The organism is Ruegeria sp. CI8 (assembly GCF_056536865.1).
In genome coordinates this window covers 809,642-834,483 of record NZ_JBQFQL010000001.1, presented here as the reverse complement: position 1 = coordinate 834,483, position 24,842 = coordinate 809,642, and the positions used below count along the sequence as shown (strand labels likewise).

27 protein-coding genes and 1 tRNA gene are annotated in these 24,842 nt (G+C 59.7%); 6 read left to right on the top strand and 22 right to left on the bottom strand.

Annotated elements, in window-relative coordinates; genetic code table 11:
* Window positions 1–13: 13 nt before the first annotated feature.
* The 3 genes from ACR0DA_RS04065 to ACR0DA_RS04055 are packed head-to-tail and all read right to left on the bottom strand — an operon-like array spanning window position 14 to window position 2,199.
* On the bottom strand, window positions 14–901 hold the full coding sequence (locus tag ACR0DA_RS04065) for a DMT family transporter (RefSeq protein WP_480753046.1): 888 nt from the start codon (window positions 899–901) through the stop codon (window positions 14–16).
* Entirely contained in the window at window positions 898–1,167 is a 270-nt protein-coding gene (locus ACR0DA_RS04060) for a DksA/TraR family C4-type zinc finger protein (protein ID WP_170339110.1), read from the bottom strand. Before ACR0DA_RS04060 ends, ACR0DA_RS04065 begins: the two co-directional genes overlap by 4 nt.
* A 57-nt stretch (window positions 1,168–1,224) precedes the next feature.
* Window positions 1,225–2,199, bottom strand: a complete 975-nt coding sequence (locus tag ACR0DA_RS04055) for a Gfo/Idh/MocA family protein (RefSeq protein ID WP_480753045.1) — start codon at window positions 2,197–2,199, stop codon at window positions 1,225–1,227.
* Between the two features lie 147 nt (window positions 2,200–2,346).
* Here ACR0DA_RS04055 and ACR0DA_RS04050 point away from each other — a divergent pair, with 147 nt between their 5' ends.
* Window positions 2,347–3,525, top strand: a complete 1,179-nt coding sequence (locus tag ACR0DA_RS04050) for a dipeptidase (protein ID WP_480753043.1) — start codon at window positions 2,347–2,349, stop codon at window positions 3,523–3,525.
* A gap of 60 nt (window positions 3,526–3,585) precedes the next feature.
* Here ACR0DA_RS04050 and rpoH read toward each other — a convergent pair whose 3' ends face one another.
* Window positions 3,586–4,482, bottom strand: coding sequence for an RNA polymerase sigma factor RpoH (gene rpoH / locus ACR0DA_RS04045; RefSeq protein ID WP_170339682.1), 897 nt, complete (start codon window positions 4,480–4,482; stop codon window positions 3,586–3,588).
* 124 nt (window positions 4,483–4,606) lie between these two features.
* The gene (locus tag ACR0DA_RS04040) at window positions 4,607–5,650 is read right to left on the bottom strand and encodes an RluA family pseudouridine synthase (RefSeq protein ID WP_480753041.1); all 1,044 of its coding nucleotides are present in this window, start codon (window positions 5,648–5,650) and stop codon (window positions 4,607–4,609) included.
* Between ACR0DA_RS04040 and ACR0DA_RS04035 the strand changes: the two genes are divergently transcribed.
* Window positions 5,649–5,951: a DUF6476 family protein gene (locus tag ACR0DA_RS04035; protein ID WP_480753040.1), complete on the top strand. Its 303-nt coding sequence runs from the start codon at window positions 5,649–5,651 to the stop codon at window positions 5,949–5,951. The two genes, ACR0DA_RS04040 and ACR0DA_RS04035, sit on opposite strands and share 2 nt — an antisense overlap.
* An 8-nt stretch (window positions 5,952–5,959) precedes the next feature.
* On the opposite strand, the gene ACR0DA_RS04030 is transcribed toward ACR0DA_RS04035, so the two are convergent.
* From ACR0DA_RS04030 to ACR0DA_RS04000, 7 genes are all read right to left on the bottom strand, one after another.
* Window positions 5,960–6,781, bottom strand: coding sequence for a hypothetical protein (locus ACR0DA_RS04030; protein WP_480753038.1), 822 nt, complete (start codon window positions 6,779–6,781; stop codon window positions 5,960–5,962).
* A gap of 44 nt (window positions 6,782–6,825) precedes the next feature.
* The gene (locus tag ACR0DA_RS04025) at window positions 6,826–7,806 is read right to left on the bottom strand and encodes a glycosyltransferase family 2 protein (RefSeq protein WP_480753037.1); all 981 of its coding nucleotides are present in this window, start codon (window positions 7,804–7,806) and stop codon (window positions 6,826–6,828) included.
* A 164-nt stretch (window positions 7,807–7,970) separates the two neighbouring features.
* Window positions 7,971–9,965: a hypothetical protein gene (locus tag ACR0DA_RS04020; RefSeq protein WP_480753036.1), complete on the bottom strand. Its 1,995-nt coding sequence runs from the start codon at window positions 9,963–9,965 to the stop codon at window positions 7,971–7,973.
* On the bottom strand, window positions 9,962–10,897 hold the full coding sequence (locus ACR0DA_RS04015) for a hypothetical protein (RefSeq protein ID WP_480753035.1): 936 nt from the start codon (window positions 10,895–10,897) through the stop codon (window positions 9,962–9,964). Before ACR0DA_RS04015 ends, ACR0DA_RS04020 begins: the two co-directional genes overlap by 4 nt.
* Before the next feature lie 5 nt (window positions 10,898–10,902).
* Window positions 10,903–11,886 (bottom strand): glycosyltransferase family 2 protein, encoded by a 984-nt coding sequence (locus ACR0DA_RS04010; RefSeq protein ID WP_170598120.1) that lies wholly within the window; start codon window positions 11,884–11,886, stop codon window positions 10,903–10,905.
* 364 nt (window positions 11,887–12,250) lie between these two features.
* Window positions 12,251–12,327 (bottom strand) — tRNA-His (locus ACR0DA_RS04005).
* A gap of 47 nt (window positions 12,328–12,374) precedes the next feature.
* Window positions 12,375–12,866, bottom strand: coding sequence for a GNAT family N-acetyltransferase (locus ACR0DA_RS04000; protein WP_480753034.1), 492 nt, complete (start codon window positions 12,864–12,866; stop codon window positions 12,375–12,377).
* A gap of 70 nt (window positions 12,867–12,936) precedes the next feature.
* On the opposite strand from ACR0DA_RS04000, the gene ACR0DA_RS03995 reads away from it, so the two are divergent.
* Window positions 12,937–13,125 carry a DUF6324 family protein gene (locus tag ACR0DA_RS03995; protein ID WP_093961768.1) on the top strand — a complete coding sequence of 63 codons (189 nt, stop codon included), beginning with the start codon at window positions 12,937–12,939 and terminating at the stop codon, window positions 13,123–13,125.
* Window positions 13,126–13,127: 2 nt separating this feature from the next.
* On the opposite strand, the gene ACR0DA_RS03990 is transcribed toward ACR0DA_RS03995, so the two are convergent.
* From ACR0DA_RS03990 to ACR0DA_RS03965, 6 genes are all read right to left on the bottom strand, one after another.
* Window positions 13,128–13,559, bottom strand: a complete 432-nt coding sequence (locus ACR0DA_RS03990; protein ID WP_170357518.1) for an MmcB family DNA repair protein — start codon at window positions 13,557–13,559, stop codon at window positions 13,128–13,130.
* Window positions 13,560–14,097: 538 nt separating this feature from the next.
* Window positions 14,098–14,394, bottom strand: a complete 297-nt coding sequence (locus ACR0DA_RS03985; protein ID WP_170441908.1) for a hypothetical protein — start codon at window positions 14,392–14,394, stop codon at window positions 14,098–14,100.
* A gap of 67 nt (window positions 14,395–14,461) precedes the next feature.
* Entirely contained in the window at window positions 14,462–14,944 is a 483-nt protein-coding gene (gene nusB / locus ACR0DA_RS03980) for a transcription antitermination factor NusB (protein WP_170363703.1), read from the bottom strand.
* A complete protein-coding gene (locus tag ACR0DA_RS03975) occupies window positions 14,941–15,492 on the bottom strand; it encodes a 6,7-dimethyl-8-ribityllumazine synthase (RefSeq protein WP_480753032.1) in 552 nt (183 codons plus the stop codon). Before ACR0DA_RS03975 ends, nusB begins: the two co-directional genes overlap by 4 nt.
* 2 nt (window positions 15,493–15,494) lie before the next feature.
* Window positions 15,495–16,616, bottom strand: a complete 1,122-nt coding sequence (ribB, locus tag ACR0DA_RS03970) for a 3,4-dihydroxy-2-butanone-4-phosphate synthase (RefSeq protein ID WP_170357514.1) — start codon at window positions 16,614–16,616, stop codon at window positions 15,495–15,497.
* A gap of 116 nt (window positions 16,617–16,732) precedes the next feature.
* A complete protein-coding gene (locus tag ACR0DA_RS03965; RefSeq protein WP_480753031.1) occupies window positions 16,733–17,320 on the bottom strand; it encodes a riboflavin synthase in 588 nt (195 codons plus the stop codon).
* Window positions 17,321–17,472: 152 nt separating this feature from the next.
* Here ACR0DA_RS03965 and ACR0DA_RS03960 point away from each other — a divergent pair, with 152 nt between their 5' ends.
* From ACR0DA_RS03960 to ACR0DA_RS03950, 3 genes are all read left to right on the top strand, one after another.
* Window positions 17,473–18,771, top strand: a complete 1,299-nt coding sequence (locus tag ACR0DA_RS03960) for a capsule biosynthesis protein (protein ID WP_480753030.1) — start codon at window positions 17,473–17,475, stop codon at window positions 18,769–18,771.
* Window positions 18,772–18,863: 92 nt separating this feature from the next.
* Complete coding sequence (locus ACR0DA_RS03955; protein ID WP_480753029.1) at window positions 18,864–19,997, top strand: polysaccharide biosynthesis/export family protein; 1,134 nt, start codon at window positions 18,864–18,866, stop codon at window positions 19,995–19,997.
* Between the two features lie 3 nt (window positions 19,998–20,000).
* Complete coding sequence (locus tag ACR0DA_RS03950) at window positions 20,001–22,001, top strand: capsular polysaccharide biosynthesis protein (protein WP_480753028.1); 2,001 nt, start codon at window positions 20,001–20,003, stop codon at window positions 21,999–22,001.
* 9 nt (window positions 22,002–22,010) lie between these two features.
* Here ACR0DA_RS03950 and ribD read toward each other — a convergent pair whose 3' ends face one another.
* From ribD to ACR0DA_RS03930, 4 genes are all read right to left on the bottom strand, one after another.
* Window positions 22,011–23,111: a bifunctional diaminohydroxyphosphoribosylaminopyrimidine deaminase/5-amino-6-(5-phosphoribosylamino)uracil reductase RibD gene (gene ribD / locus ACR0DA_RS03945; protein ID WP_480753027.1), complete on the bottom strand. Its 1,101-nt coding sequence runs from the start codon at window positions 23,109–23,111 to the stop codon at window positions 22,011–22,013.
* Entirely contained in the window at window positions 23,108–23,578 is a 471-nt protein-coding gene (gene nrdR / locus ACR0DA_RS03940; protein ID WP_039534475.1) for a transcriptional regulator NrdR, read from the bottom strand. The genes ribD and nrdR overlap by 4 nt, the downstream gene beginning before the upstream one ends.
* Before the next feature lie 120 nt (window positions 23,579–23,698).
* Entirely contained in the window at window positions 23,699–24,112 is a 414-nt protein-coding gene (locus ACR0DA_RS03935; RefSeq protein ID WP_170340078.1) for a secondary thiamine-phosphate synthase enzyme YjbQ, read from the bottom strand.
* A gap of 22 nt (window positions 24,113–24,134) precedes the next feature.
* Window positions 24,135–24,536 (bottom strand): hypothetical protein, encoded by a 402-nt coding sequence (locus ACR0DA_RS03930; RefSeq protein WP_170363710.1) that lies wholly within the window; start codon window positions 24,534–24,536, stop codon window positions 24,135–24,137.
* Window positions 24,537–24,842 lie beyond the last annotated feature (306 nt).

Genomic DNA, 24,842 nt, shown 5'->3' with positions numbered 1-24,842 from the left:
CTTCGGCTGTCGCCTAGTTTTTTTTGGTCGTGAGGAACACCGCGAATACGATCAATCCCGCCCCAATCGCAGCTAATGGGGTGATCGGCGCCCCAAGAAAAATTGCCGAATTGACGAAGGTGAACACCACCGAGGCGGCGAACAAAAGGGTCGCGGTCAACGTCGACACTCGCGCGGCGGCCTCGTACCAAAGGTAATAGGCCAGCGCAGTCGGGAAAACGCCCAGCAAAACCAAAAACACCAGATCGCTGCCGGATGGCATCCGCAGCGCAAAAACGGAAAGCGGAAGCAGAATTACGGCCGAGCACAGGAACACACCAAACAGGAAATTCAGACGCTCGGCCGTCGATTTCGACGCGCGCATGGCCCGGCTGCTGGCGATCAGGAACACCGCCCAGCTGACCCCGGCCCCAATTTCCATCATATCCCCCAGAACCGGGTCCCCGCCGCCTTCGAAATCGCGGAAAACCGTAAGAAAAACCCCGAAGATGGCCAGAAGGGTCGCCAGAACATCGGTTCTTCCAACAGGGGTGTCGGCGAAGAAATACAAGAAAACCAGAACAAAGAACGGCGCGGTATTTTCCAACACCATCGCGCTGCCTGCACCGGTGTGTTCAAGCCCGATATGGAACAGAATGTAGTTGATGACCGTCGCCAAAACCGCAAGACGGAAGTTCCAATCCCGGAACTGAACGGAAACCGGCGCATTCATCGCACGCAACATGCCATAGATAGCCAAAGCAGCTATGAACAGCCTGGTTGTGGCAATTTGCATGCCACCCAGATCTCCGGTCAGGTAGCGCACGATGACACTGTGCGTGCCCCAAAGAAATGCGGCCATGAACCCAAGAAACAGGCCATTCTGAAAAAGGGAGCCGCCGTCTTTGCCGGGCCCCTTCACTTGAGCTGGCTGTCCTTGGAGCCGCGCCGATTGATACCGCCGCGGGCCTTGAAAGCACCATCACGCTCTTGCTGACAATCCAGACACAGCTTGACCCCGGGGATCGCCAGTCGGCGCTTTTCGGGGATCGGTTCGTCACACTCTGCACAATGGGTCAGGCTTTCACCGACCGGACGCTTTTTCGCCTGCATCCGTGCCAGCTCGTCTGAAATCGAAGCCTCGATCTGTTCACTTACCGCGCCGTCACGCGCCCAGCCTCCGGCCATGGCCCCCTCCTGTTCAGGTGCTCTCCAGTTTAGGCGCGGGGTGGCTGATCACGCAAGTCAGAGCGGTGTTGCGCCGTCGAACACCCGGTCGATCATCGCCTGAGTTCCGCGCGAGAATTCGAGCGGACACGGGTATTCGTCGCCCGCGCGAACGGACCGGCAAAACGCCTCGACCTGCAGCTTGTAATGATCGTCGGCCGGGAAGCGCGTCACAAGAACTTCCAAACCTGGGCGATGCAGCTCGACCCGGGCCTCACCAAAAACCCGCGCGTTGAACGGCGCGGTCAGGCGGATCAGGCCGCGCTCGCCGTGAAAGACCATTTCCTGATGCGGATGCATGCGGATCGAGACATAGGCCGAATAGGTAAAGCCCGGAAACTGCGCGCGGATTTCCGTGAACGCGTCGATGCCATCCTCCCAGCGGATGGCCGATTGCACGGCGTCCGGTTCCTGCCCCGTCGCAAAACGGGCCGACCCGATGACATAGACGCCGATGTCGCGCAGCCCGCCGCCGCCGGTTTCGGCGCGGTTGCGGATATTGCCAGTGTCGGTGCGGTTGTCGAAACTGAATGCGCCCGTGACATGCACCAGATCACCGATGGCGCCGTCGGCGATCAGGTCGCGCACATGCTGCCACTGCGGGTGGTGCACGATCATGTAGGCCTCGGCCGCTAGCAACCCGGTCTGGTCACGCTTGTGGATCAGGGTCTCGAACTCCTCGGCGCGCATGGTCATGGGCTTTTCACACAGAACGTGCTTGCCAGCGTCCAGCGCTTTCAAGCTCCATTCCACATGCAGGTGGTTCGGCAGAGGGATATAGACCGCCTCGATTTCGGGCGAAGCCAGCAGCGCGTCATAGTCGTCAAAGACCGTAAGGTCCGGGCAGAAGTCCTGGAATGGACCGGCTTTCGCCGGATCCGAAGTCGCCAAAGCAGACAAACGCGCGCCCGAGGCCGCATGGATCGCCGGACCCATGAACTGGCGTGCGAATTTCGCCGCCCCCAGAATGCCCCATTGAACCGGATTGTGCATGGTTTCCTCCGTATTTGACCATGTTCCGCGCTGAAATGTTTGCGCCAACATCTGTTGCGCCTTCTGTATCAGCCAAGCGACGCCAAGTCAGGCTTTTCTGTGCGCGGGACACCCGTAATCTGCGCATGACAAACGGGAGGGACTAACGTGAGAAGATTTCTGAAATGGCTGGTAGGCCTCACGGCGGCTGTGGTCGTCATCGGGGCCGTGATATTTTTCGTGGTAGTGCCGCCATATGTCGAAAACGCGCGCAACAACGTGATCGACCACGACCCATATCCGGTGTCCGACACTGCCGCGGCTCTGCACGAAACCCTGATCGTGGGCGACCTGCATGCCGATCCGCTGTTGTGGAGCCGCGACCTGACCGAGCGCGGAACCCGCGGCCAGGTGGATATTCCCCGGCTGATCGAAGGCAACGTGGCCCTGCAGGTGTTCACCGCCGTGACCAAGTCTCCGGCCGGGCAGAACTACGAGGCGAACTCGGCCGAGGCATTCGACAACATCACGCTGTTGGCCATCGGTCAGCTGTGGCCGCTGCGCACCTGGGACAGCCTGAAGGAACGCGCGATTTATCAGGCCGAGAAACTGCACCGGTTCGAGGCCGCCTCAAGCGGACATCTCAAGGTCATAAAGACCCGCGCGGATCTGGATGCGGTGCTCGACGCCCGCGCGCGCGGCGAACAGGTCGTAGGCGGCATTCTAGGGATCGAAGGCGCCCATCCGCTGGAGGGCGATATGGCCAATCTCGACCCGATATTCGATGCCGGCCACAGGGTGTTCGGGCTGCAGCATTTCTTTGACAACGAACTTGGCGGCTCGCTGCACGGCACCGGGAACACGGGCCTGACCGAATTCGGACGGCAGGTGGTGGCCGAACTGGCCAAGCGCCCTGTGGTGATCGACCTGGCTCATTCCAGCCCGCAAGTGGCGCGCGACGTGCTGGCCATGACGGACGAACCGCTGATCGTCAGCCACGGCGGACTGCACGGGTTCTGCCCGGTCAAGCGCAACTATCCCGATGACCTGATGAAGGAAATCGCGGCGACCGGCGGTGTCATCGGGATGGGATACTGGGCCGACGTCACCTGCGGCGACATCGCCCCGGCGGGAATTGCAAAAATGATCAAAGCAGCCATCGAGACGGTCGGGGAAGACCATGTGGCACTGGGGTCCGACTATGACGGCTCGGTCGAGACCGCATTCGACACGTCGGAACTGGCGGCGCTGACCTCGGCCTTGTTGGACGAGGGCCTGACCGAAGCTCAGATCCGCAAGGTCATGGGCGAAAACATGGTACGGGTATTCCGCCAGCAACTGCAGTAGGACATGACAAAAAAAACGGCCCGGGTTTCCCCGGGCCGCTTGTTCATCGGATTGCCGTGATCAGGCGGTGGCCAGCATGCCCTTTTCACGCGCCAACTCACGCATCTTTTTCTGCAGCTTTTCAAAGGCGCGCACCTCGATCTGACGGATGCGTTCGCGGCTGACATTGTACTGCGTACTCAGTTCCTCGAGCGTCACGGGCTGATCCATCAACCGGCGCTGGGTCAGGATGTCCTTTTCGCGGTCGTTCAGAACGTCCAGCGCCTCGGTCAGCAACTCGCGACGAACCTCAAGCTCTTCGCGGGCCTCATAGTCGCCGGCCTGGTCGGCATCTTCGTCTTCCAGCCAGTCCTGCCACTGCATGGTGCCTTCGCCCTCGGACCCGACCGTGGCGTTCAGCGACGCATCCCCACCCGACATGCGGCGGTTCATGCTGATGACCTCTTCTTCGGTCACGCCCAAGTCATTGGCGATCCGCTTGACATTGTCCGGGTGCAGGTCGCCCTCCTCCAACGCGCCAATCCGTGCTTTCGCCTTGCGCAGGTTGAAGAACAGCTTTTTCTGCGCCGAGGTGGTGCCCAGTTTCACCAGCGACCAGGATCTCAGGATGTATTCCTGGATCGAGGCGCGGATCCACCACATCGCATAGGTCGCCAGACGGAAGCCTTTTTCCGGATCGAACCGCTTGACGGCTTGCATCAGGCCCACATTGGCCTCGGAAATCACCTCGGCCTGCGGCAAACCATAGCCGCGATAGCCCATGGCGATCTTGGCGGCCAGCCGCAGATGCGATGTGACCATCTTGTGCGCCGCTTCGGTGTCCTGCTCTTCGACCCAACGTTTGGCCAGCATGTACTCCTCTTCCGGCTCCAGCAGGGGGAATTTGCGGATTTCCTGCAGATACCGGTTCAGCCCACCTTCTGGCGTAGGCACGGGAAGATTTTTGTAATTTGCCATGTATCACGTCCCTTGGACAAATGTTTACGCCCTTAACATGGATATGGGGCCACGTTCAGGACCATTCAAGAGCAGGTGTTAACAGTCTGGGATTAAGGAACGATAAAGGAAAGCTAAGAAAGTCTTAGTCACGAGACTTTGCAGGTTGTTTCAGAACCGAGATGAGTGCCTCGATATCTCGCGGCAATGCTGCCTCAAAACGCATTTCCTCGCCGGAAACGGGATGAACAAAGCCCAGGACGGCCGCGTGCAGGGCTTGGCGCGGGAACGCACGCACCGCCTCCACAGCGTCTGCATCAAACGACCGGGCCGACAGTCTACGCTTGCCGCCATAGATCGGGTCGCCCACCAAGCCGTGGCCCGCATGTGCCATGTGCACCCGAATCTGGTGGGTGCGTCCGGTTTCCAGCCAGCACTCGATCAATGATACCGCACCGGGTTGTCCGAACACGTCAACGACGCGCGCACGCGTCACGGCATGGCGCCCGCCATGGAAAAGCACCGCCTGTTTCTGCCGATCATGTTTGTGCCGGGCCAGTTGCGTTGTGATGCGCATCACGTTGCCGGGCTCAAAACTCACGCCTTTGACACCGCGCAGCCGCGGGTCATTGGCATCCGGAACGCCATAGCAGACCGCGCGATAGTAGCGCTCGACGCTGTGCGCCTCGAACTGGGCCGCCAGCCCCTGGTGGGCGGCGTCCGATTTGGCAACCACCAGCAACCCGCTGGTATCCTTGTCGATCCGGTGCACGATGCCCGGCCGCTTGACCCCGCCTACCCCCGACAATTCCTCGCCACAGTGGTGCAGCAGGGCGTTCACCAAAGTGCCGTTGGGCGATCCCGGTGCCGGGTGGACGACCATGCCCGCAGGCTTGTTGATCACGATCAGGTCAGCGTCTTCATGCACGATGTCCAGCGGAATGTCCTCGGCCCCGATGTGACTCTCGTCCGCTTCGGAGACGGTTATGGACACAACGGCGCCTTCCGGCACTTTGGCTTTGGCGTCGAGCACGACCTTGCCGTCGACCAGAACCGCGCCCTCTTCGATCAGCCGGGCCAGCCGGGTACGCGACAGGTTTTCATCTGCTGGAACATCCCGCGAAAGCGCCTTATCAAGGCGGGGCGGCGGAGCGTCCGCGATAACGAAGTCTATTTGCCGGGTGCCCATGACTGTCCCTTCAGATCCCCAAGAACCGCAGGAAACGCCTCAGCTGCGCCTTCTGCGCCGCATGGTCATGTTGCTGACCGCGGTGATGATTGGCGGGGTTCTAGTGACATTCGCTTTGATTGTCATCCGTCTATCCGACCGGACCCCCACCCTGCCCGATCAGATCGAACTGCCGGACGGTGCAAAGGCCCAAGCCGTGACCATTGGAAACAGCTGGTTCGCCGTGGTGACCGATGACAACCGCATCCTGATCTTCGACAAGACCACGGGTAGCCTCCGCCAAGACTTTCCAATCGAATGACGCAGTCGTTATTCTAGAGCCGAGGCCAGCGGATCAATCTTATGTTTGCTACACATCTCGGCCAGCAGAGAGTTTTTTGGCGGCACGCCACAATAATCATCTTTCAGAATCTGCCTTAGCCCTGATGCGTACAGGTGGATTGATTGAACGTGCGATGGAAGATCGATCCATCCGGGCTCAAAAAACCGATGTTTGTGGCGAGCACGAATCGGGTAAAGTACGTCTGCACTTGACGATTTTCGAACCTCCCCAGTTTCCGACAAAAAGTAGCCAAGAGCGATGGGCCCCAATGTACCCCACTTCATGAACCTAAAGTCCAAAGGCGCACCCGATCTTACAAAACTTAGTTCTTCTTCTTCGCTCCACCAAGGGGGTATTGAGCCCGGTTGCGACATGAAGTCTGATAGCTTTCTCAATGCAGGGCTGGACTTTGGAAGCGACAATACACCATTTGGCACGTACCCGCCAACTCTCGAAAACAGATACCCCTCGTTAGGTTTCAAGGGCCTAACTGCATACGCGTCAGTATCGACCCAAAAGTGATCGGTCATGCCCAGCAGGCGGATCCGGAATATGTCTGCATGAATTGCTGGGCTGCCAACAAGATGTCGCCTTCCCACTTTCTGGCGCAGTACTTCCGGAGGATCAAACACTTCGCGAGCATCCGCATGGATGACATAGTCGGGTAGGTTTCCAACATCACCGTACGTGTATAGGGTTATGGGCTGCCCTATGTCGGCGAAAGACTTTAGGCAAAGGAGGTCTAAGAAGCTCAATCGATTGCCGATCCAGAGCGACGCCGGTGTACTTCGTTGCGAAATACTGCTCATGTTTCTTTCCCTATTTCACCGCATTGCGCAAAGAACACTATTCGTTATTTAATAGTCATCTGAGCCCAAAGCTGTTCGATATCCGGAGTCTTCCGAATTTGTTTTATGATCCGCCTATGCAGACTGCAGCAATTATGGTGCAACTCTGCGGTGATTGGGTCGGATAGCAACTCAGAGAAACACTGCTTTTTCCGCTCCAGAATAGCATCAATACCCTTATCTTCGACGTGATTGAGGTTCATGGTGTTCCAATAATCTAGCCCCATTTCATCACCAATATGGTTTGAACGGCCGCGCATTTTCTTTACCAGATAGCTCTCGCACGATTTCAGCGCGTAGTGGTTTAGCTGTACCAAATCATAGCCAACTGAATCGCGGGCCGACCGCCAACTGCCGTTGAAATACCGATCAGGCATCAATTGCCCTGACCCATTATACCAATGGCATTCTGCAATGGTTTCCACCCTTGGTAGCTTCGGTCTATGAACACCCAGCACGCCCCAGAGTTCTAGCTGGAACATAGTCTTCATCCCCCAAGCCTGCGGCGGTTTGTGTGAGCCCTCGGCAGCCGCCATACGGAATTGTTCCGAAACGAAGGCATCCTCGTACTTAATAATGCCGCTATTTCCAAATATCCGCCATGTCATTGATATCATGCGCGCTTGCGGAACCGCACCCGTCAAATCCCGCAACGTGTTGCCACCTGTTTTGACAAAAATCTGCTCGTCGGCATCGATGGGTATAACCCAATCCTTCGGGCCGGCCACTTCCATTTCCAAAAACTTCCGATAGGCCCGTCGCTGTGGGCTGGTCCGCCGTCTATTCGAGTTATTGTCCACATGGATCAGAACTCCGCGCTGGTCGAGCCGCTCGAGCAGCGCATCCGTCCCGTCCGTGCAGTCATTCGTCATCACGACCATCTGGTCGATGCCAATAGCCTGATTGTGCGCGACCCATTCCAGAACGAACGGGCCTTCGTTCTTCATCGGGGTAACGCTGACAAAGCGGGGGGGCTGATCGACCATTTTTGCCTCAGTTTTTGGTGCCATGCAGGCCGGACGCGGGCACGCAAGACCAGTGTTTGCCCGGCAGACTAATTCCATTGCAGGCGGTGACCAAGCCGAAACCTTGGGTGTGTTTGCACACAGATGACCCTGAATGGTGCTGGATATCGCGAAAGGCCCGCATGTTACCCTTCTGCCCTTTTGAGTTGATTGGAAAACCGTTTGTAGGTTGGGCACAACGCCTTGGCCCGTTGCAGAAACACTTGCGCCCGCTGTTTTTCACCACGCTTCAGGCAAATCTGACCCGCGGCCCCTTGAATGGCAGCGGTGATGTCGTCCAGCTCGGCCGCGTGAAGGATCTGCGCCTCGGCCTGTTCTTCGGCGCCGATGCGCGCCAAGAGTTGCCCCATCGCGAAAACCAGAAACGCGCTGTCAGGGTCACAAGCCAGCGCCTCGGCCATAGTCAATCGCGCCTGTCGTCGGTCACCCGCATCCGCATAAAGCTCGGCAAGACGTTTGTGGTACAAGGGGTTGTCAGGGCACCGCAGAACCACGTCCCGGGCGGCATCAATTGCCGACTCGACGGCAACCTCGCCCATGCGCCATTGCAGCAACGATGACAGGCTTTCCACAGCGGGGTCCTGTTCTGGCACGTCGTCGATCGCAGTCAGCCCGGCCCACAAAGCTTGCAGGCGCGGACCGCTGTCCTGCAGCCGCCTGGCGCGCTGGTCCAGGGAAAGATCGGACCAATCAAGCAGGATCATGTCGAAATTGCAGGGCGCCCTCACGATCACCTTGTGCTGGACAAGGTACAGGTTGTTGAACGGCGGAAACCGACGTTGGCGCAACTTTCGCTGCAGGGCCCAATCCACGGGCGGAAACAGTCGAACGGGCAGTTGATCGCGGTACAGCATGCGCGAACCCAAAACCACAACATCGGGTCGCAACGGCTTGGCCCAAAACGCTTTTGCAAAGTGACGCCCGGCAGCCCAGCGTTTCTTTCTGGCGCCAAGAATGGCCCCCCGCAATGCGGTCAGAACCGCGTGATCTTCGGGCCAAAGATGCGGGTTTTCCAACCCGTCCCGGGCCAGTTGCTCGCTTTCCTTCCACTTGCCCAGATAGAACGCGTTCAACGCCTGCAGCAGGGGCAGAAAAGCGTTGTCCGCCCCGGCATCGAGGATCGGCTGGCCCAGATCAAAAGCCTCTTGGCACCGATCCTGGGCGCACAGATATTGCGCAGCCTTGGCATAGACATGGGCGGCCTCGGATGGGTTCAGAAAAGTCTCGGGGCCTTGCGCCACGCGCCGGATGACGGTTTCGTTCGCCTCGTCCAATTCGGCCTCGGTCAGGACATCGCGGAATACCAGTCTTTGCTGCCCCGATATCCGTGCAGCCGCCATGGAAAAGGCCGAGATGAACGGAGCGATCACCTGTTCGGCCCGGGACATGGCAAAAAGCTCGAGAAAGTCGCGCTGTGCTCGGGTCATTCCAGACAGGTCCGCAATGTCGGACATCTGCATCAGGTTCGGATAACGCTTTTGAAACCGCGCAATCAGCTCGGGCTGGTCCGAGAACATGATCGCGGGCCGGTCCAGCCTCTTGGAAAGATGCATATCGTAGAGTTCTTCCGGCTCGACCTTTGCCGGCCAGGTAGTGTGCTTCCAGGGCAGCGCGTTCAGGATGTCACCGCGCCGGACATGGTAGGCAGAAACGCCCTGCCCCGAGAGCCTTGCATCGGCAAGCTCCATGATGTGCCGGATTTGCGGAGTGAACCCGATACGGTGAATGAACTCGCGGTAGCGCGGGCGGATCGCCTCAATATCCTCCCAAGGAAAGGCAAGGACTTCGAACCCCTCTTCGACCAAGACCGAGCGGCCAGCGGCCAGATGCGCCGTCAGCCGATCGGGCGTCGCGTCGCCCAAAAAGCTCCAGACCGGCAGCCCATTCTTCGACAGCCGATCGTGGGTTTTCTGATCCAGAAAGTGAGACTTGATCCATTCGGGATCGAACAGCTCTTCCGGGTTGTCCAGTTCTGGGGCATCGGCCCCCGGTGGAAACCAGTTGACCCGATAATCCGCGTCAAAATCCTCGGCCAGGCGTATGCAGGTCAGCATCATCAGCAGTCGGGCACCCATGCGGTCCTTGCGCTGGCCGATGAACACGCCCCGTTTGGGCGTCATGACGCGTCCCCTGCCGCCATAGCCCGGCGCATGGCCCGGAACCGCTGGCGGGCGGCCATTACCAGCTTTGGGTGACGTTCTTCGCCCACGGCTTCAATACCGCGCATGTAGATCGGCAGTCTCCGTCGGGCACGCATCATCTTGTAGTACTCGGACGGCTCCAGGGTCCCACGCATCGCCTGCTGCATCACCGGTTTCAAAAGATTGAGTTTCCGCAGCATGGGCGCGGCAAAGTGGTTGGCGAACCAGGTTTTGAGAAGAACGACATTGCCGCCCTGCAGCCGTGTGACCTGATGCCTGTCCAAGTCAAAGAACGGGTCGTAAAACACATAGGCCCGGGCGGCGGCCTGAACGGTTTCGACAGCGTCACTCAGCGGCAGATCCCAGTCCTGGACACGGCCGAACCGATAGCGAGTTTCCCAGGGGACCCGCCGCTCGTCCAATGTGGTTTGCGGATTGAAAGCAATGACGATCGCACCCGGAACCAGTGCTGAGAAGGTCAACGCGGCGAACCCTCCCATGGACGCCCCGGCAAACACGACCTGATCGAACTTGTCAAAAAACCCCTCGCGCGCCTTGTCCTCGAAATAACCGATGATTTCGGGGTCGCGATACCATGCCTTTGTGCGGGCGATCACGCCCAGATGGGACCACCCCTCGTCCCGGAAAAACTTCCAGCCCCACGGCTCGCGGGCAAAGGACAGGTCATTGGCATTTGCAATATTGTCAAAACTGATGACCAGCCGCGCCGGGTCACGCTGGTGGAATAGAACCGAATGGCGGTCGAGCTTTTGCAGAAACCCCGTCCCGTCCCCGCCGGGGTAAATCTCGACAAACCAAGGCGGAGGCGGATCGGTCAGAATGCGTTCATAGCCGGTCTTCCGATCCGGGTGATCAGGTTGCAGCTGCGCTTTGGTCAGATCGTCCGCCATGGCCGTCACACCAGATTGTCGGCCAGCCAAGACCGGAATTCCACCCAATCGGGGCGCATCTTGATCTCGGCGATTTTGGCGCGGTGCCATTCGCAGGCCTGTTCGTGCAATTCGCGCAGTTCGGGATCCGATTTGAGTTCGTCAAGCAACGGTGCTGCACGCTGGGCGATCGGCTGGATCGAGGTGTCCTGAACCTTGTTAGCATTCATGTCCGACCAGTAGGATTGCCCCTGATCCACCTTTACGTGGTTGGTCCGCCCCCGGTCCCGCTTGATAAGAAAGCCATCCAGAGATCGAACGGAATAATGATGGAGCCGTCCGAAGGAATGGTCGAAATTCCGCCAGGCGCGCCAACCGACATTCTGGGCTGGAAACAGATTCCCACCCGCGTCCGACCATGCGACCTCGGCCTCTTTGCCCTCTTCGATGCCCTTGGGTCTATGCGGTCCGAACCGAGTGAACTTGCCATTGTTCCGAAACAGCGTTTTCAGACCATATGCGCGACCGGAATGATAGGGAAACTCCTGATCGGCCATGCAAAATGACCGTGTCACGGGCGTGTCGTCAAAACTGATATTGCCCGACGTCCCAAACAACCGCCATGCGAACGAAATGGCGTCCACCGATTGTCCTGCCTTCTGTTCGACGGCATCAATCAAGGCCGCGAAGCTGTTGTCGCCGCATCGAATGTTCCAAAACTCATCGACATCAAGGCACATCAGCCAATCGGCTTCTTGGATCTTGGGATGTCGCCGTGCCCGCCGGAGCATCTGGTGCTGGGGGTTTCCACCCTCAGGTACAGCATTCGGGACGTGGGATGCCAAACCCATCTGCTCAAGGCGTTGTGCAATTCTGTCGGTACCGTCCTCACAGTCATTGGTGAAGATCACAAAATGATCGACGCCCAAAGTCCGATGAAACGCGACCCACTCCAGCATGTAGGGGCCTTCGTTTTTCATCGTCGTGAATACGGTAATGGTCTGAGACATTTACGCCTGTTCCCGAACTGCCTTTGACCTTCTTCTTACACAAACCGCACCAATGCTGCGAGGGTCGAATTCCGTACGAGGGAATGTCTGGGCCCACTGGTGCACCGCTACACGTGCAACCGGCCTTCGGACGCAAGCGCCCTAAGCACCGCGGAAGCAGACGACAGGTCCCATCTGGAGTCGATTGCCCTCTCAAATAATCCCAGAATTTTGGGTTACGGCGTAAAAGGGACCAGTAAAAACCAAACTAATTCCGCCAGTTGCACCGCAAATCTCTTGCGACCGGCCTCGTTAATCCCAACCCTACTAACGGAAAAACAGCGCACGTCAAAAGCGGCGGACGAGCAGTCTTGTCGAGGGGAGATGGTACCGCCTCCCTGGCTTGAACAGGGGACCTCTGGATCCACAATCCAGCGCTCTAACCAACTGAGCTAAGGCGGCACTCGTGAGGGGCGATTTAACGAACGCGTTCGGGGATTGCAAGAGCCTTAAAGTCGAATTGACCAGCTTTGTTCGATGAGATCGACGCCGAAGGAATGAACCGGTTTGCTGTCGGTCAGGCGCCATCCATACGCTTGGTACAGATTGCAGGCAGCCCTGTGGCTTTCGTGGGTCCACAACACCATCGACGCATAGCCCGCGGATCGTGCAAAATCCATGCATGTCATCAAAAGCCGCGCCCCAAGTCCCCTGCCCCGCGCGTCGGGTTCCAGCAAAAAAAGCCGCAGTTTGGCGGTAGTTTCATCCTGCGCGATACAGAAAATACTACCAAGGCGCTTTCCGTCACTTTCAACGATCCATCCCCTCTCGCGTTGGGGATCATGCCCGGCGACAAATTCGTCCAGAATACGGGCCACCAGCGGAGCGAAGCTCTCGTCAAATCCTTCATCCCGCGCGTAAAGTGTTCCGTGGCGCTCGACCAGCCAATCGCGGTCATCTTCGCAAAACGGCCGGATCTCAGCATTGTCCCCTTGCAGCATCGGCCACACACTCCGCTTGATTCCCATTGCGTTGCAGGCTAGCAGAAACGCTCAGTCCCCGGAGGCGAGAATGGGCATCAATACCGAACGTGACATCGAAGCGAACCTTCAGATCGGTCCGACCGACCATGGAATGGTGCGCCTGTTCATCGAGGCGGGCGAGCTTGAAATCCCCATGGATTTCGACCCGGAAGAAGCCGAGGAAATCGCCGACGAGATCCGCGCCGCAGCACAAGCCGCACGCGCCGTCAAAGGCTGAAATCAAAGCCGCGGATCACGCAGGCCGTGCAACCGTCGCGCGGCGTCCATGGCAAATTTCTGGATCATCTTCTTGCGTCTTGCCCCGGCCAACTTGGTCTCGGGGGACATGCGGATGATCTCGGCGTCATAAGCATCCGCAATGATAAGTCCGGTTTCAGCGGGCAGCAGCTCGGTGGGAAAGTCCGTGTCCACCGCCCAGAAGAAGCGGTCGCACCAATCCAGATAACCCTGCCACTTCGAATCGGACATATAGTCGGCCCGGCTTGACTTGCACTCGATCACCCAAAGCTCGCCCTTTGGCCCCAACCCCATGACGTCAACGCGCAACCCGCGGGTCGGGACGAATTCCTCAATCGAAACAAAGCCGTGCGTCACTAGGTGTCTAGAGACACCCCTGGCCAGTCTTTGTCCGGGCTGAAGTTCAACTGTCATGCGCAGAGTGTGAACAATTAGTGAACAAATTGTCAAGTTGGCAGGTTTTGATCATCATCCCGGATCTGACCCGGCCCGCATGCCCAAGATTTGCCCCTACAATCAACTTCCGCACGACCCAGACCAAAAACTGTTGAGCATGCCCCTTGTGCAACTGAGTGTTGCGCCCTACTTAGGCGCTTGGCGGGTTCTGCCCTTCTCGTGACTGGTAGCATTCCGGTGGCCTTAAGCAATTCCGAGGGAGCTGGCTCTGTTCGGGTCCTGGCCCGTTTACCTGGCGCCCACCTGTACATACAGGTCCTCGGGAATCAAAACCGCACGGTTGCCTGGTGGTCCCGCCGCCTTCTGATCAGGGCATGTCCTTCAAACCCGACGCGCGAGAAGTCCCGCCGTTGAGAGGTTTCCTCAGTCTTCTTCCGGGAACAATTGAGCACTCGATTGCGACAGTTCCGGCTCTAAAGATGCGAAAGTGTTCACGCGCAAAGGGCTGTGGCTGTCGACAAATTGGTCAAAACAAGCGCAAAGCGGCTCTGGCCCATCACGACCTGCGCGCTTCGACGCGCACGGGCTCCAACTTGACCGCGACCGAGGTACCGCCGCGCGGGCCTTTGGGCTTTTCGGCCATGCTCATGATCGCATAGGCGAACTGAACACCCGCAAAGACGATCCCGTTCATGAACCAGATCATGATCAGCGCGACGAAACCGATGTCGGACCCGGTGATGAGGTGACGCAGGTTGGCCACGTTCAAAAGCAGCAGCACCGCGACAAACACAGCCGAGATCACAAAGCCGAGCGCGACCTGGGTGATGTAAAGACGGATCAGTTTCGGCATGACGCACCTCCTTCACACGACAGGAGTCTAGCGCAATTTTATGCCGGGTAAAATCGCCCGTGGCGCGTCAGAACGCCTCGGGCTTGGCCTCGCGGGCCATGTGATCCAGAACCGCGTTGACGAATTTCGGCTCTTTGCCTTCGGGGAAGAAGGCACGCGCCACGTCGACGAATTCGGTGATGACCACTTTGGGCGGCGTGTCGCTCTGGCTCAGCTCGGCGCCCGCCGCGCGGAACAGCGCCCGCAGGGTCGGGTCGATGCGCGAGATCGGCCACTTGGCCACCAGCGCCCGGTCAGTCATCTGGTCGATCGGCGCCTGATAGTTCACCGCGTCATCCACCAGCTTGCGGAAGACCGAGCTGTCGCCTTCCAGCATCTCGTCGCCCTCGTAGACCGCGCCGAACCGGTGATCCAGAAACTCGTTGACCACCTGCTCGGTCGTCTGGCCCGACTGCTCCATCTGGAACAGCGCCTGCACGGCATACAGCCGCGCGGCGGATTTCATCAGGCGTTTCCGGTTTGCCGGTTTCGGCGTGTCTGTCTGGGTCATGCTGTCGTTGATCCGTTGCTGTCGCCCGCCACGAGGATGGACTCGGACGGCGGCTTGAATCCGACGCCCTTTTTCGAAGCGCCCCACTTACGTCTGAGTGCGATCAGATGCAAGGCCGCAGCCGCCGCGCCGCCGCCTTTGTTCATCTTTTCCGGATTCGCGCGTACTTCGGCCTGCGCGTCATTTTCAACCGTCAGGATGCCGTTGCCGATGCAAAGCCCCTGCAGGCCCAGCAACTGGATCGCGCGGCTGGAATCGTTGCAGACGGTTTCATAATGCGTGGTCTCGCCCCGGATCACGCAGCCCAGCGCCACATAGCCGTCGAAGTTGCACTGGCGGTCCGCCATGGCAATCGCGGTCGGAATCTCGAGCGCGCCGGGCACCTCGACCACCTCGCAGCTGCCGCCGACGGCCTCGATCTCGGCCTTGGCGCCGCGAACCAGGTCGTCGGCGATGGCACGATAGAACGGGGCCACGACGATCAGCAGCTTGACCGGGTCATCGAATTTCGGGGTCGGCAGAACGCCGTGTTTGTCTTGCTCAGCCATGCTCAGTCATCCTTGAGAATCGAGCGGGTCCCGACGATGGACAGGCCAAAGGCGTCCAGACCCAGGTATTTCGTCTGCGGCGAGTCGGTCAGCAGCACCAGTTCCTTGATGCCCATCTTGGACAGGATCTGCGCGCCCAGACCGGTTTGCTTGATGGTGCGCGGGCCTTCGTCCTCGGCCGCGTACAACGAGTTGCGCGGGTTGCGGAACAGGCAGACCACGCCACGCCCCTCGGCGGCGATCTTTTCCATCGCACGCGGCAGTTCCTGCGGCGACTTCGGACCAAGGCCCAGAATGTCCGAGGCCTCGTGCAACGCATGGGTGCGGGTCAGGACGGGCTCGGGCGTGCTGATGTCGCCCTTGATCATCACCACATGTTCGATCCCGTGGGTCTGATCGGTGAAGATCCGCATCTCCCACTCGCCGCCATATTCCGACGTGACCATCCGGCGCGCGGTCTCGACCACAAGATTGTCGTGGCGCGCGCGGTACGAGATCAGGTCGCTGATTGTGCCGATCTTCAGCCCATGCTCCTTGGCGAATTCGACCAGATCGGGCAGTCGTGCCATGGTGCCGTCGGGCTTCATGATCTCGCAGATCACGCCCGAGGGGTTCAGCCCGGCCAGGCGCGAAATGTCCACGGCGGCCTCGGTGTGGCCGGCACGCACAAGCACCCCGCCCCGCTTGGCGCGCAGCGGAAAGACATGGCCGGGCGTGGCCAGATGCGCCATGGTGTTCTGCTCGTTGATCGCGGTGGCGATGGTCAGCGCCCGGTCGGCGGCCGAGATCCCGGTGCTGACGCCTTCGCGCGCCTCGATCGAAACGGTAAAGGCGGTTTCGTGCCGCGACGAGTTATTCACGGCCATCATCGGCAGGCCCAGACGGTCGATCCGCTCGGCCGTCATCGGCAGGCAGATCAGCCCGCGGCCATGGGTGGCCATGAAATTGATCGCTGCGGCATCGGCGAATTCCGCCGGGATCACTAGGTCACCTTCGTTCTCGCGATCCTCGTGATCAACCAGGATATACATCCGGCCTTGGCGCGCCTCTTCGATGATCTCTTCGATCGGGCTGATCGCGTCGCGCAGCTGGGCCTCGACCGGTCCGGGTGTTTCAAAGCTCATGGGGCAGCCTTTCACAGAGCAGGTGTTGCATCGCGGGATAGACCAGCGCGCGCGCAAAGGCCAGTCCGCAAACGAAGTGGGCCGTACCTAACGCGACGCAATTTCTTCGCTGGTGATCACGAAACCTCGGCCAGACGGGCCACGTACCGGGCCAGCGTGTCGATTTCCAGATTGACCCGATCTCCGACCTTCGCCGCGCCCCAGGTCGTCACCTCTTTGGTATGAGGAATGAAGTTTACCCCGAAATCGCAACCGTCGACATCGTTGACCGTAAGCGAAGTGCCGTTCAGAGCAACCGAGCCCTTTGGCGCGATGAAGCGCGCCAAATCGTTGGGCGCGCGCAGGGTCACGCGGGTGCTGTCACCTTCTTCGGCCATGGCGACGATCTCTGCGACGCCATCCACGTGTCCCGATACGATATGGCCACCCAATTCGTCACCCACCTTCAAGGCCCGTTCAAGGTTGACCCTTGAGCCCACCTTCCAGCCGTCCAGATTGGTTTTGGAAACGGTCTCGGCGCTGATCTGAACATCGTACCAGTCATCACCCAGCGCTATGACGGTCAGGCAAACCCCGTCGCTGGCGATCGACGCACCAATATCTATGCCGGATGTATCATAGCCTGTCCGAATGCGCGCACGCAAATCGCCCTGCTGCTCCAACTCGATGATTGTGCCGATATCGGTGACGATCCCAGTAAACATTCCGTTAACCCTCTGCGCCTAAGCTGTGCCATGCAATCCACGCCGAGGTAAGGCCAAGTGGCGGGCGGAGCAAGCCCTGCCTTGCCCGGCTGGCCGCAAAAAGGCATAGTTTGCTCAACAAAACACGGGCAACAAGAATTCGAGCATCTGGCATGAGGCAACCGAAGGCCACCACCGACAGTCGCGTATTCCTGTTTCTGCAGGGGCCGCATGGGCCGTTCTTCAGCGGCCTGGGTCGCATGTTGCGCGCGGCTGGCGCGCAGGTGTGGCGTGTCGGGTTCAACGCCGGGGACCAGGACTTTTGGTTCGATCGCGCCAGCTATATCCCCTATCGCGGCCGGCTCGACGACTGGCCGGAAAGCCTGACGAACATCATCCTGTCGCGCGGTGTTACCGACATCGTGCTTTATGGCGATGTTCGCCCGGTGCACGCCGACGCGATCCGTACGGCGCGACACCACGGCATTCGTGTTCATGTGTTCGAGGAAGGGTACCTTCGACCTTGGTGGGTCACCTATGAGCGCAATGGGTCAAACGGACATTCTCGCCTGATGGATCTGGAAATCGCCCAGATGCAACAAGCGTTGCAAAGCTCGGGCGCCAAAACGCCCCCACCCCCGTCACATTGGGGGGATATGCGGCAACACATTTTCTACGGCGCTCTGTACCATTGGTTCGTTCTGTGTGCGAACCGCGGGTACCGGAATTTCCGCCCGCACCGAGAAGTGCCTGTCTCAAAGGAATTCAAACTGTATTTCAAACGTTTGGCGCTCATGCCAATCCATCGACTGCAGCGCGTTCTCGCCACTTGGCGTGTAAGGCGCGGCGGGTTCCCGTATCATCTGGTGCTGCTGCAACTGGGGCACGACAGTTCGGTCCAGGCGCATTCGGATTTTTCATGCATGGCCGATTTCATCACCCCGGTGATGGAAGGGTTCGCCAAGGGCGCACCGTCCCACCACCGCCTGGTCATCAAGGAACATCCCCTTGAGAACCAGCGCGAGCCGCTGAGAAGACGCGTCCAAGCACTTGCGCGCGAACTGGGCATCTCGGATCGCGTGCATTACGTGCCCGGGGGAAAGCTGGCGCGACTTCTGGATCACGCGAGCTCGGCCCTGACTATCAATTCCACCGCCGGACAGCAGGCTCTGTGGCGTGGCATCCCTCTGCGTGTCTTTGGAAAGTCGGTCTACGACAAGCCTGAACTGGTCTCGCATCAACCGATTGACGAATTTTTCAGGCACCCGCAAAAACCTGACACGGAGGCCTATCGGGCATACCGCCAATTCCTGTTGGAAACCAGCCAGGTGCCGGGCGGCTATTACTCGCGCGGCGGACGGCGCCAGTTGCTGCGGCGAGTCGCTGACATGATGCTGCAGGCTCGCGACCCTTATCAGGCCGCGCTGACCGGAATCGCGACCATCACGCCACAGTTGAAAATCGTTGAATGACACGGTGCTTCGCTGGCTGGAACTTGAAGTTTGAAACCGCTAGTTTGACCGCAAACCAAAAGACTACATACGAAACTCGAGGTATTTCGGCAGTGCAGCGTTTCCCTACTCGATGGATACGAGGGTTGTCCCTCGTTGCAGCCATTGGCCTTCTGGCAGCGTGCCAACTGCCCAAGGCCGGGCCGAACAAAACCGAAATTCTTGCGGGCTCGACAGTCAATGGCGGCAACGCCCACGTGGTCGAAGTTGATGACCGGGTGGCCCACGTCAGCTCTGCGGTTCCACAGTTTGGCTTTCCCCCTGCCTTCCGGTCAGCACAAAGCGTAACATCCGACACCATTCGTCCCGGCGACGTGCTTGGCCTGACCATCTGGGAAAACGTCGACGACGGTCTGCTGGCTGGTGAAACCGGCCCATCGACCAATCTCGATGAGGTTCAGGTCGACAGCGAAGGCTTTATCTTCGTGCCCTATGCTGGCCGCTTGCGCGCCTCGGGCAATACCCCCGAGCAGCTACGCTCGCTGATTGCGGAAAAGCTGCGCGAGCAGACGCCTGATCCGCAGGTTCAGATCCGCCGCGTGGCGGGTGACGGTGCGACGGTCTCGGTAACCGGCACGATCGGCGCCTCTGGCATCTATCCGATCGAGCGCCCGACCCGCACGCTGTCGACGATGCTTGCCAGGGCCGGCGGCGTGGCGGTCGCCCCGGATATTGCGCTGGTCACGGTGATCCGTGGCAATCAGCGTGGCACCGTGTGGTATGACGATCTGTTCCGCAATCCTGAAACCGACATCGCACTGCGCGGTGGTGATCGCATCCTGGTCGAACAGGACACCCGGTCGTATATCGCGCTGGGGGCCACGGGTGGGCAATCCCGGGTCGCCTTCGACAGTCAGGATCTGTCCGCGCTGGAAGCGCTGGCGCAGGTCGGCGGCTTGCAATCGCTGTCCTCGGATCCCACGGGGATCTTCGTTCTGAGGGACGAGCGTGAAGATATCGCACGCAAAGTGCTGGGCCAGCCGAACCTTCAGGGCGAACAACGCGTGATCTACCTGCTGAACCTCACGGCGCCAAACGGTCTGTTTGTAGCACGTGATTTCGTGATCCGCGACGACGACACGATTTACGTGACCGAAGCCCCGTATGCACAGTGGACCAAGTCGATTTCGCTGATTGCCGGTGGTCTGACACCCGTTGCAAACGTCGCCACGCTGACCGGAAACTGAGGCATGAATCCCGGCGCCGACACTGCGGACGCCGAGGATCGAACGCGCCTGTATGTCTACAATGGCGGGTTTCTGACCCAACGCAGGGTCAGACGCATCCTGTCGCTGGCAGGATTCGACATTCGCGTTGGGCTTCCGCGTTCGGGCGACATGGTGGGCATCTGGGGCGAAAGCCCGACCGCGCACCGCGGAACCCGAGTAGCAAAGGACCGGGATATCCCGCTGTTGCGGGTCGAGGATGCATTCCTGCGATCCTTGCTGCCGGGGCGCGATAACGAGCCGCCACTTGGCCTGCTGCTGGAACGACGTGCGATGCATTTCGATCCGTCACAGCCGTCGGACCTCGAAACTCTGCTGGCCACGCACCCGCTGGATGACACCGCCCTGCTGGATCGGGCGCGCGGCGCGATCGCACGGTTGAAGGAATCGCATCTGAGCAAGTATTCGGCATGCGACCCGGATATCGCGCCCCCGGATCCGGGCTATGTATTGGTTGTCGATCAGATACAGGGCGACGCGGCGGTTACGGCAAGCCGGGGCGACCCGGCGCGGTTTCTGGAAATGCTGATCATGGCCCAAGAGGAAAACCCCGGCGCGCGCGTGATCATCAAGACCCACCCAGAAACACTGCAGGGCCATCGGCGCGGTTTTTTCTCGGCGGATGACGAAACTGACCGTGTCTCCCTGTTGGCGAATCAGATCAGCCCCTGGTCGTTGCTGGAAGGCGCGATTGGGGTCTATACCCTGTCTTCGCAGCTGGGGTTTGAGGCCATTCTGGCCGGTCACAAACCTAGGGTTTTTGGGCAACCCTTCTATGCCGGGTGGGGTCTGACGCAGGACGAGATGCCGCTGCCGCGCCGGCAGCGCAATCTGACCCGCGCTCAACTATTCGCTGCCGCCATGATACTGTACCCGACGTGGTACGATCCCTATCGCGACCAGCTGTGTGAACTTGAAACGGTGCTGGATACGCTTGAGGCCCAGAGCCGCGCCTGGAGACAGGACAGGCACGGCTGGACAGCGTCTGGAATGCGCTTGTGGAAACGCAGGCATATTCAGCAAACCTTCGGGAAGTGGAAAAAAGTCCGTTTCGTACCGGAACGGCCCTCGGCATCCGACAGGCCTCATATGGTCTGGGCCAATCGTGATCTGGATGCCGAAGATGTGGTCCGCGTCGAAGATGGTTTTCTGCGCTCGCGCGGGTTGGGGGCCAACCTTGTGCCGCCGCTTTCACTGGTGACCGACGACCTTGGAATTTACTACGACCCCACCCGACCCAGCCGTCTGGAAGAACTGATCACCGCTCGCGAAGAGTTGCGACCCGATCAGGAGATACGGATACGCCGCCTGGTGACGCAACTAACTGCGGCGGGACTAAGCAAATACAATACGGGCGGCAGTTGCCCGCCCCTGCCGGACGGGCATCGAATTCTTGTACCTGGCCAGGTAGAGGACGACGCCTCGATCCGGTTGGGCACCAGCACGGTCCGCACAAATCTCGAGTTGCTGAGCACCGTTCGCGCGGCCAATCCCGACGCAGTTCTGATCTACAAACCGCATCCGGATGTTGAGGCCGGGCTTCGGGACGGTCGAATAGACGCCGAGGGTTTGGCCGATGTCGTCCTCTACGAGGTCGACCCGGCACTGGTTCTGCCGGAGGTTCAGGAGGTCTGGACTATGACCTCACTGCTTGGGTTCGAAGCTTTGCTGCGCGGGATAAAGGTCACTACGCTTGGGGCTCCGTTCTACGCCGGCTGGGGCCTGACGACGGACCTTGGATCGGTCCCGGCCCGACGAGGCGCGCGACCGACGGTACTGGGCCTGGCCTACGCCACGCTCATCGACTATCCACGGTATTTCGATCCAGTCACTCGCGATGCCTGCCCGGCGGAGGTTGTCGCAGACCGTTTGGCGCATGGCCCGATTTCACCTGCTGGGCCGGCAATCCGGCTGCTGGCCAAGCTTCAGGGGGCTTTTGCAACACATGCGAACCTGTGGCGCTAGGGCGCGACGCTAACGCACTGGCCTGCGCCAGACATGCAGAACATCGCCACCCAAGTCCCGGGTTTCAACCAGCGAAAAACGGGGCGCGTCGCCCAGTTCCTCAAGCCCCATGGCGCCAATGGCGGGCAAGCCTTCGGCCCCGATGGCCAAGCCCGCGCTGAAACCGACCAACTCGTCGACCAGATCATTTGCCAGCAGAGACGCGGCCAATGCCGAGCCCCCCTCGCAGTACACCCGGGTCAGACCGGCCTGCCCCAATTGGTGGAGCATGTCTGCAGCATCGATCCGGTGATCCTGCAACGCGCAGGATATCAGCCGAGCGCCCAGTCCCTGCCACGCCGCGGCACGCTCGGGGTCGGGCGACGGGCCATGGCAAAGCCAAACGGGAATATCAGACGCGGTTCGGGCCAACTGGCTGAGCAAAGGCAATTCGAGGTGACGTGAAACCACGACACGCACGGGTTGCCGGTCGATACCCAGATCACGAACCGTCAGCGAAGGATCGTCGGCCCGCGCGGTGCCCGCGCCGACCATCACCGCATCGTGCCGCGCACGCATGGCATGCACCGCCCGACGGGCCTCGGCGCCGGTGATCCACTTGCTCTGCCCGGTCTCGGTTGCGATCCGTCCATCAAAGCTGCTGGCAAGTTTCAGCGTCACGAACGGTCGGCCTTGCTCGGTCTTCATGAAAAAGCCCGCGTGATCCATTGCCGCCTGATCGCTCAGAACCCCGGTCGTGACCTCAATCCCGGCATCGCGCAACATGGCAAAACCCTGCCCCGCGACGCGCGGATCACTGTCCTCGATCGCCGAAACCACGCGGGCCACTCCGGCGCTGATCAAAGCCTCGGCACAAGGTGGCGTCTTGCCGTGATGCGAACAAGGCTCCAGCGAGACATAAGCGGTCGCGCCACGCGCCTGTTCGCTGGCCTGGGCCAAAGCCTCGGTTTCCGCATGAGGGCGACCGCCGGGCTGCGTCCAACCGCGCCCGACGATCCTGCCGTTTTTCACCAGAACGCATCCAACCGCGGGGTTGGGCCAGCAAGATCCTTGTCCGCGCCGCCCCAAGGACAGGGCCAGCGCCATGTATCGCTTGTCTGTTTCGGTCACTCGTCAGTCGATGGCTGCGGCGGGCGCAGTTCGTGGACGAACTCCTCGAAATCATCGGCCGCCTGGAAATTCTTGTATACGCTCGCAAAGCGAACATAGGCGACGGTGTCGATCCGCGCCAGAGCTTCCATGACGATCTCGCCGATCTTGTTGGACGGAATGTCCGTCTCACCCATGCTTTCCAGGCGCCGCACGATGCCGGATATCATCTGGTCGATGCGGTCCGGATCAATCGGGCGCTTCTGCATCGAAATACGGATTGACCGTTCCAGTTTGTCCCGGTCGAAATCCTCGCGTTTGCCATTTGTCTTGATGACCACAAGGTCACGCAACTGGACCCGCTCATAGGTGGTGAAACGGCCCCCACACGCGGGGCAGAACCGACGCCTGCGGATGGCCACGTGATCTTCTGCCGGACGTGAGTCCTTGACCTGAGTATCGATATTTCCGCAAAACGGGCAGCGCATCCGCCGTCTCCTCGTCCCTTGTTCCGCCTCTTTTTGTCAGCGCTGTGGCCGACTTATCCACAACTATAGGGCAGCCGCTAGAGTTTGGGTAGTCGGAAATTTCAACCGCTATATGCAGGGTCACCCAAAATGCGCCGCAACTCGGCGAACATGGGGCGCGGTCCGGTGTTCGAACAGGTAGATACCCTGCCATGTTCCCAAGGCAGGTTGCCCACGTCGGACCGGGATCGAAAGCGAGACCGGCATCATAGCCGCCTTGATATGGGCCGGCATGTCATCGGGCCCTTCATACGTATGTTTCAGATAAGACATCGACGGATGATCTGTGGGCGGAACCAGCCGCGAGAAAAATGCCTGCAGGTCCGTCTGAACCTCGGGATCCGCGTTTTCCTGTATCAAGAGTGAACAGGATGTGTGGCGGACGAACAGCGTCAACAATCCGTCGGCCCCACTTGAGGACAGCCAGTCACGGATGTCGGAGGTGAACTCGTACAGCCCCTGCCCTCGGGTTTCGATGGTGAATTCGGCCTGCATCAACCGGGTGGCCCTGTTTGCGTCAGTTGAAGAATGGGCGCACGTTGCACCGGGCATTCGCACCTTGGACCGACATGCTGTAGCCCGGTTGAAATCCAGAAACCACTACGCTGGGTTGCTGTGGCACGCCGCCTGTCGGCGGTTTGATCGAAAACTGCACGGCGGTCCGACGCCCGGTTGTCACACTGGGCCCATAGCCGCGCAAAACGTAAATCCGCTGCTGCCAGCCGGCCCCCAGTTTGCGCCGAGCAAAATCCGCCGCCGCGCACCAATACCCATCAACGTCCTGCCGGGCGCGGGGGATGACCTCAAAATCGGTGCTGTTCATCGGCTCGGTCCGGTACCCGTTCGGGGCGGCGTCAGTCTCGACCGGAGCGGCTGCAACCATTGCCGCCAACGCGGCGCATGTCAGAATATGTTTCATTGCAAATATCTTCCCTGATTTCGACACGCATCATAGCCTAGTTTTTCACCAAGCCCAGAACAGCGTCGTTCACGATGATTTCAGGAACAGTGCGCACGCGAGTGGTGCCTTGCGTCCGGGGAACTGGGACATGCATTCAATGTGTGCCGGGGAGCCACAGATCGGTTGGTGTAACCAAATCCTTCGGCTCTGCCCGATCCCCACGGGACTGACCCGGCACGCGGCTGATCTATGACGGCCGTACCATCGAGTCTTTCTTTGCCCGGCCACGTCTTTGTGATCTGAAGCCATTTCCGGTGCACGTAA

Bases quoted from the DNA above. Each gene is read 5' to 3' on its own strand.
- ACR0DA_RS04060 (WP_170339110.1), bottom strand. From the start codon at position 1,167: ATGGCCGGAGGCTGGGCGCGTGACGGCGCGGTAAGTGAACAGATCGAG.
- ACR0DA_RS04055 (WP_480753045.1), bottom strand. From the start codon at position 2,199: ATGCACAATCCGGTTCAATGGGGCATTCTGGGGGCGGCGAAATTCGCA.
- rpoH (WP_170339682.1), bottom strand. From the start codon at position 4,482: ATGGCAAATTACAAAAATCTTCCCGTGCCTACGCCAGAAGGTGGGCTG.
- ACR0DA_RS04035 (WP_480753040.1), top strand. From the start codon at position 5,649: ATGACTGTCCCTTCAGATCCCCAAGAACCGCAGGAAACGCCTCAGCTG.
- ACR0DA_RS04040 (WP_480753041.1), bottom strand. From the start codon at position 5,650: ATGGGCACCCGGCAAATAGACTTCGTTATCGCGGACGCTCCGCCGCCC.
- ACR0DA_RS04030 (WP_480753038.1), bottom strand. From the start codon at position 6,781: ATGAGCAGTATTTCGCAACGAAGTACACCGGCGTCGCTCTGGATCGGC.
- ACR0DA_RS04025 (WP_480753037.1), bottom strand. From the start codon at position 7,806: ATGGTCGATCAGCCCCCCCGCTTTGTCAGCGTTACCCCGATGAAGAAC.
- ACR0DA_RS04020 (WP_480753036.1), bottom strand. From the start codon at position 9,965: ATGACGCCCAAACGGGGCGTGTTCATCGGCCAGCGCAAGGACCGCATG.
- ACR0DA_RS04015 (WP_480753035.1), bottom strand. From the start codon at position 10,897: ATGGCGGACGATCTGACCAAAGCGCAGCTGCAACCTGATCACCCGGAT.
- ACR0DA_RS04010 (WP_170598120.1), bottom strand. From the start codon at position 11,886: ATGTCTCAGACCATTACCGTATTCACGACGATGAAAAACGAAGGCCCC.
- ACR0DA_RS04000 (WP_480753034.1), bottom strand. From the start codon at position 12,866: ATGCTGCAAGGGGACAATGCTGAGATCCGGCCGTTTTGCGAAGATGAC.
- ACR0DA_RS03995 (WP_093961768.1), top strand. From the start codon at position 12,937: ATGGGCATCAATACCGAACGTGACATCGAAGCGAACCTTCAGATCGGT.
- ACR0DA_RS03990 (WP_170357518.1), bottom strand. From the start codon at position 13,559: ATGACAGTTGAACTTCAGCCCGGACAAAGACTGGCCAGGGGTGTCTCT.
- ACR0DA_RS03985 (WP_170441908.1), bottom strand. From the start codon at position 14,394: ATGCCGAAACTGATCCGTCTTTACATCACCCAGGTCGCGCTCGGCTTT.
- nusB (WP_170363703.1), bottom strand. From the start codon at position 14,944: ATGACCCAGACAGACACGCCGAAACCGGCAAACCGGAAACGCCTGATG.
- ACR0DA_RS03975 (WP_480753032.1), bottom strand. From the start codon at position 15,492: ATGGCTGAGCAAGACAAACACGGCGTTCTGCCGACCCCGAAATTCGAT.
- ribB (WP_170357514.1), bottom strand. From the start codon at position 16,616: ATGAGCTTTGAAACACCCGGACCGGTCGAGGCCCAGCTGCGCGACGCG.
- ACR0DA_RS03965 (WP_480753031.1), bottom strand. From the start codon at position 17,320: ATGTTTACTGGGATCGTCACCGATATCGGCACAATCATCGAGTTGGAG.
- ACR0DA_RS03960 (WP_480753030.1), top strand. From the start codon at position 17,473: ATGAGGCAACCGAAGGCCACCACCGACAGTCGCGTATTCCTGTTTCTG.
- ACR0DA_RS03950 (WP_480753028.1), top strand. From the start codon at position 20,001: ATGAATCCCGGCGCCGACACTGCGGACGCCGAGGATCGAACGCGCCTG.
- nrdR (WP_039534475.1), bottom strand. From the start codon at position 23,578: ATGCGCTGCCCGTTTTGCGGAAATATCGATACTCAGGTCAAGGACTCA.
- ACR0DA_RS03935 (WP_170340078.1), bottom strand. From the start codon at position 24,112: ATGCAGGCCGAATTCACCATCGAAACCCGAGGGCAGGGGCTGTACGAG.
- ACR0DA_RS03930 (WP_170363710.1), bottom strand. From the start codon at position 24,536: ATGAAACATATTCTGACATGCGCCGCGTTGGCGGCAATGGTTGCAGCC.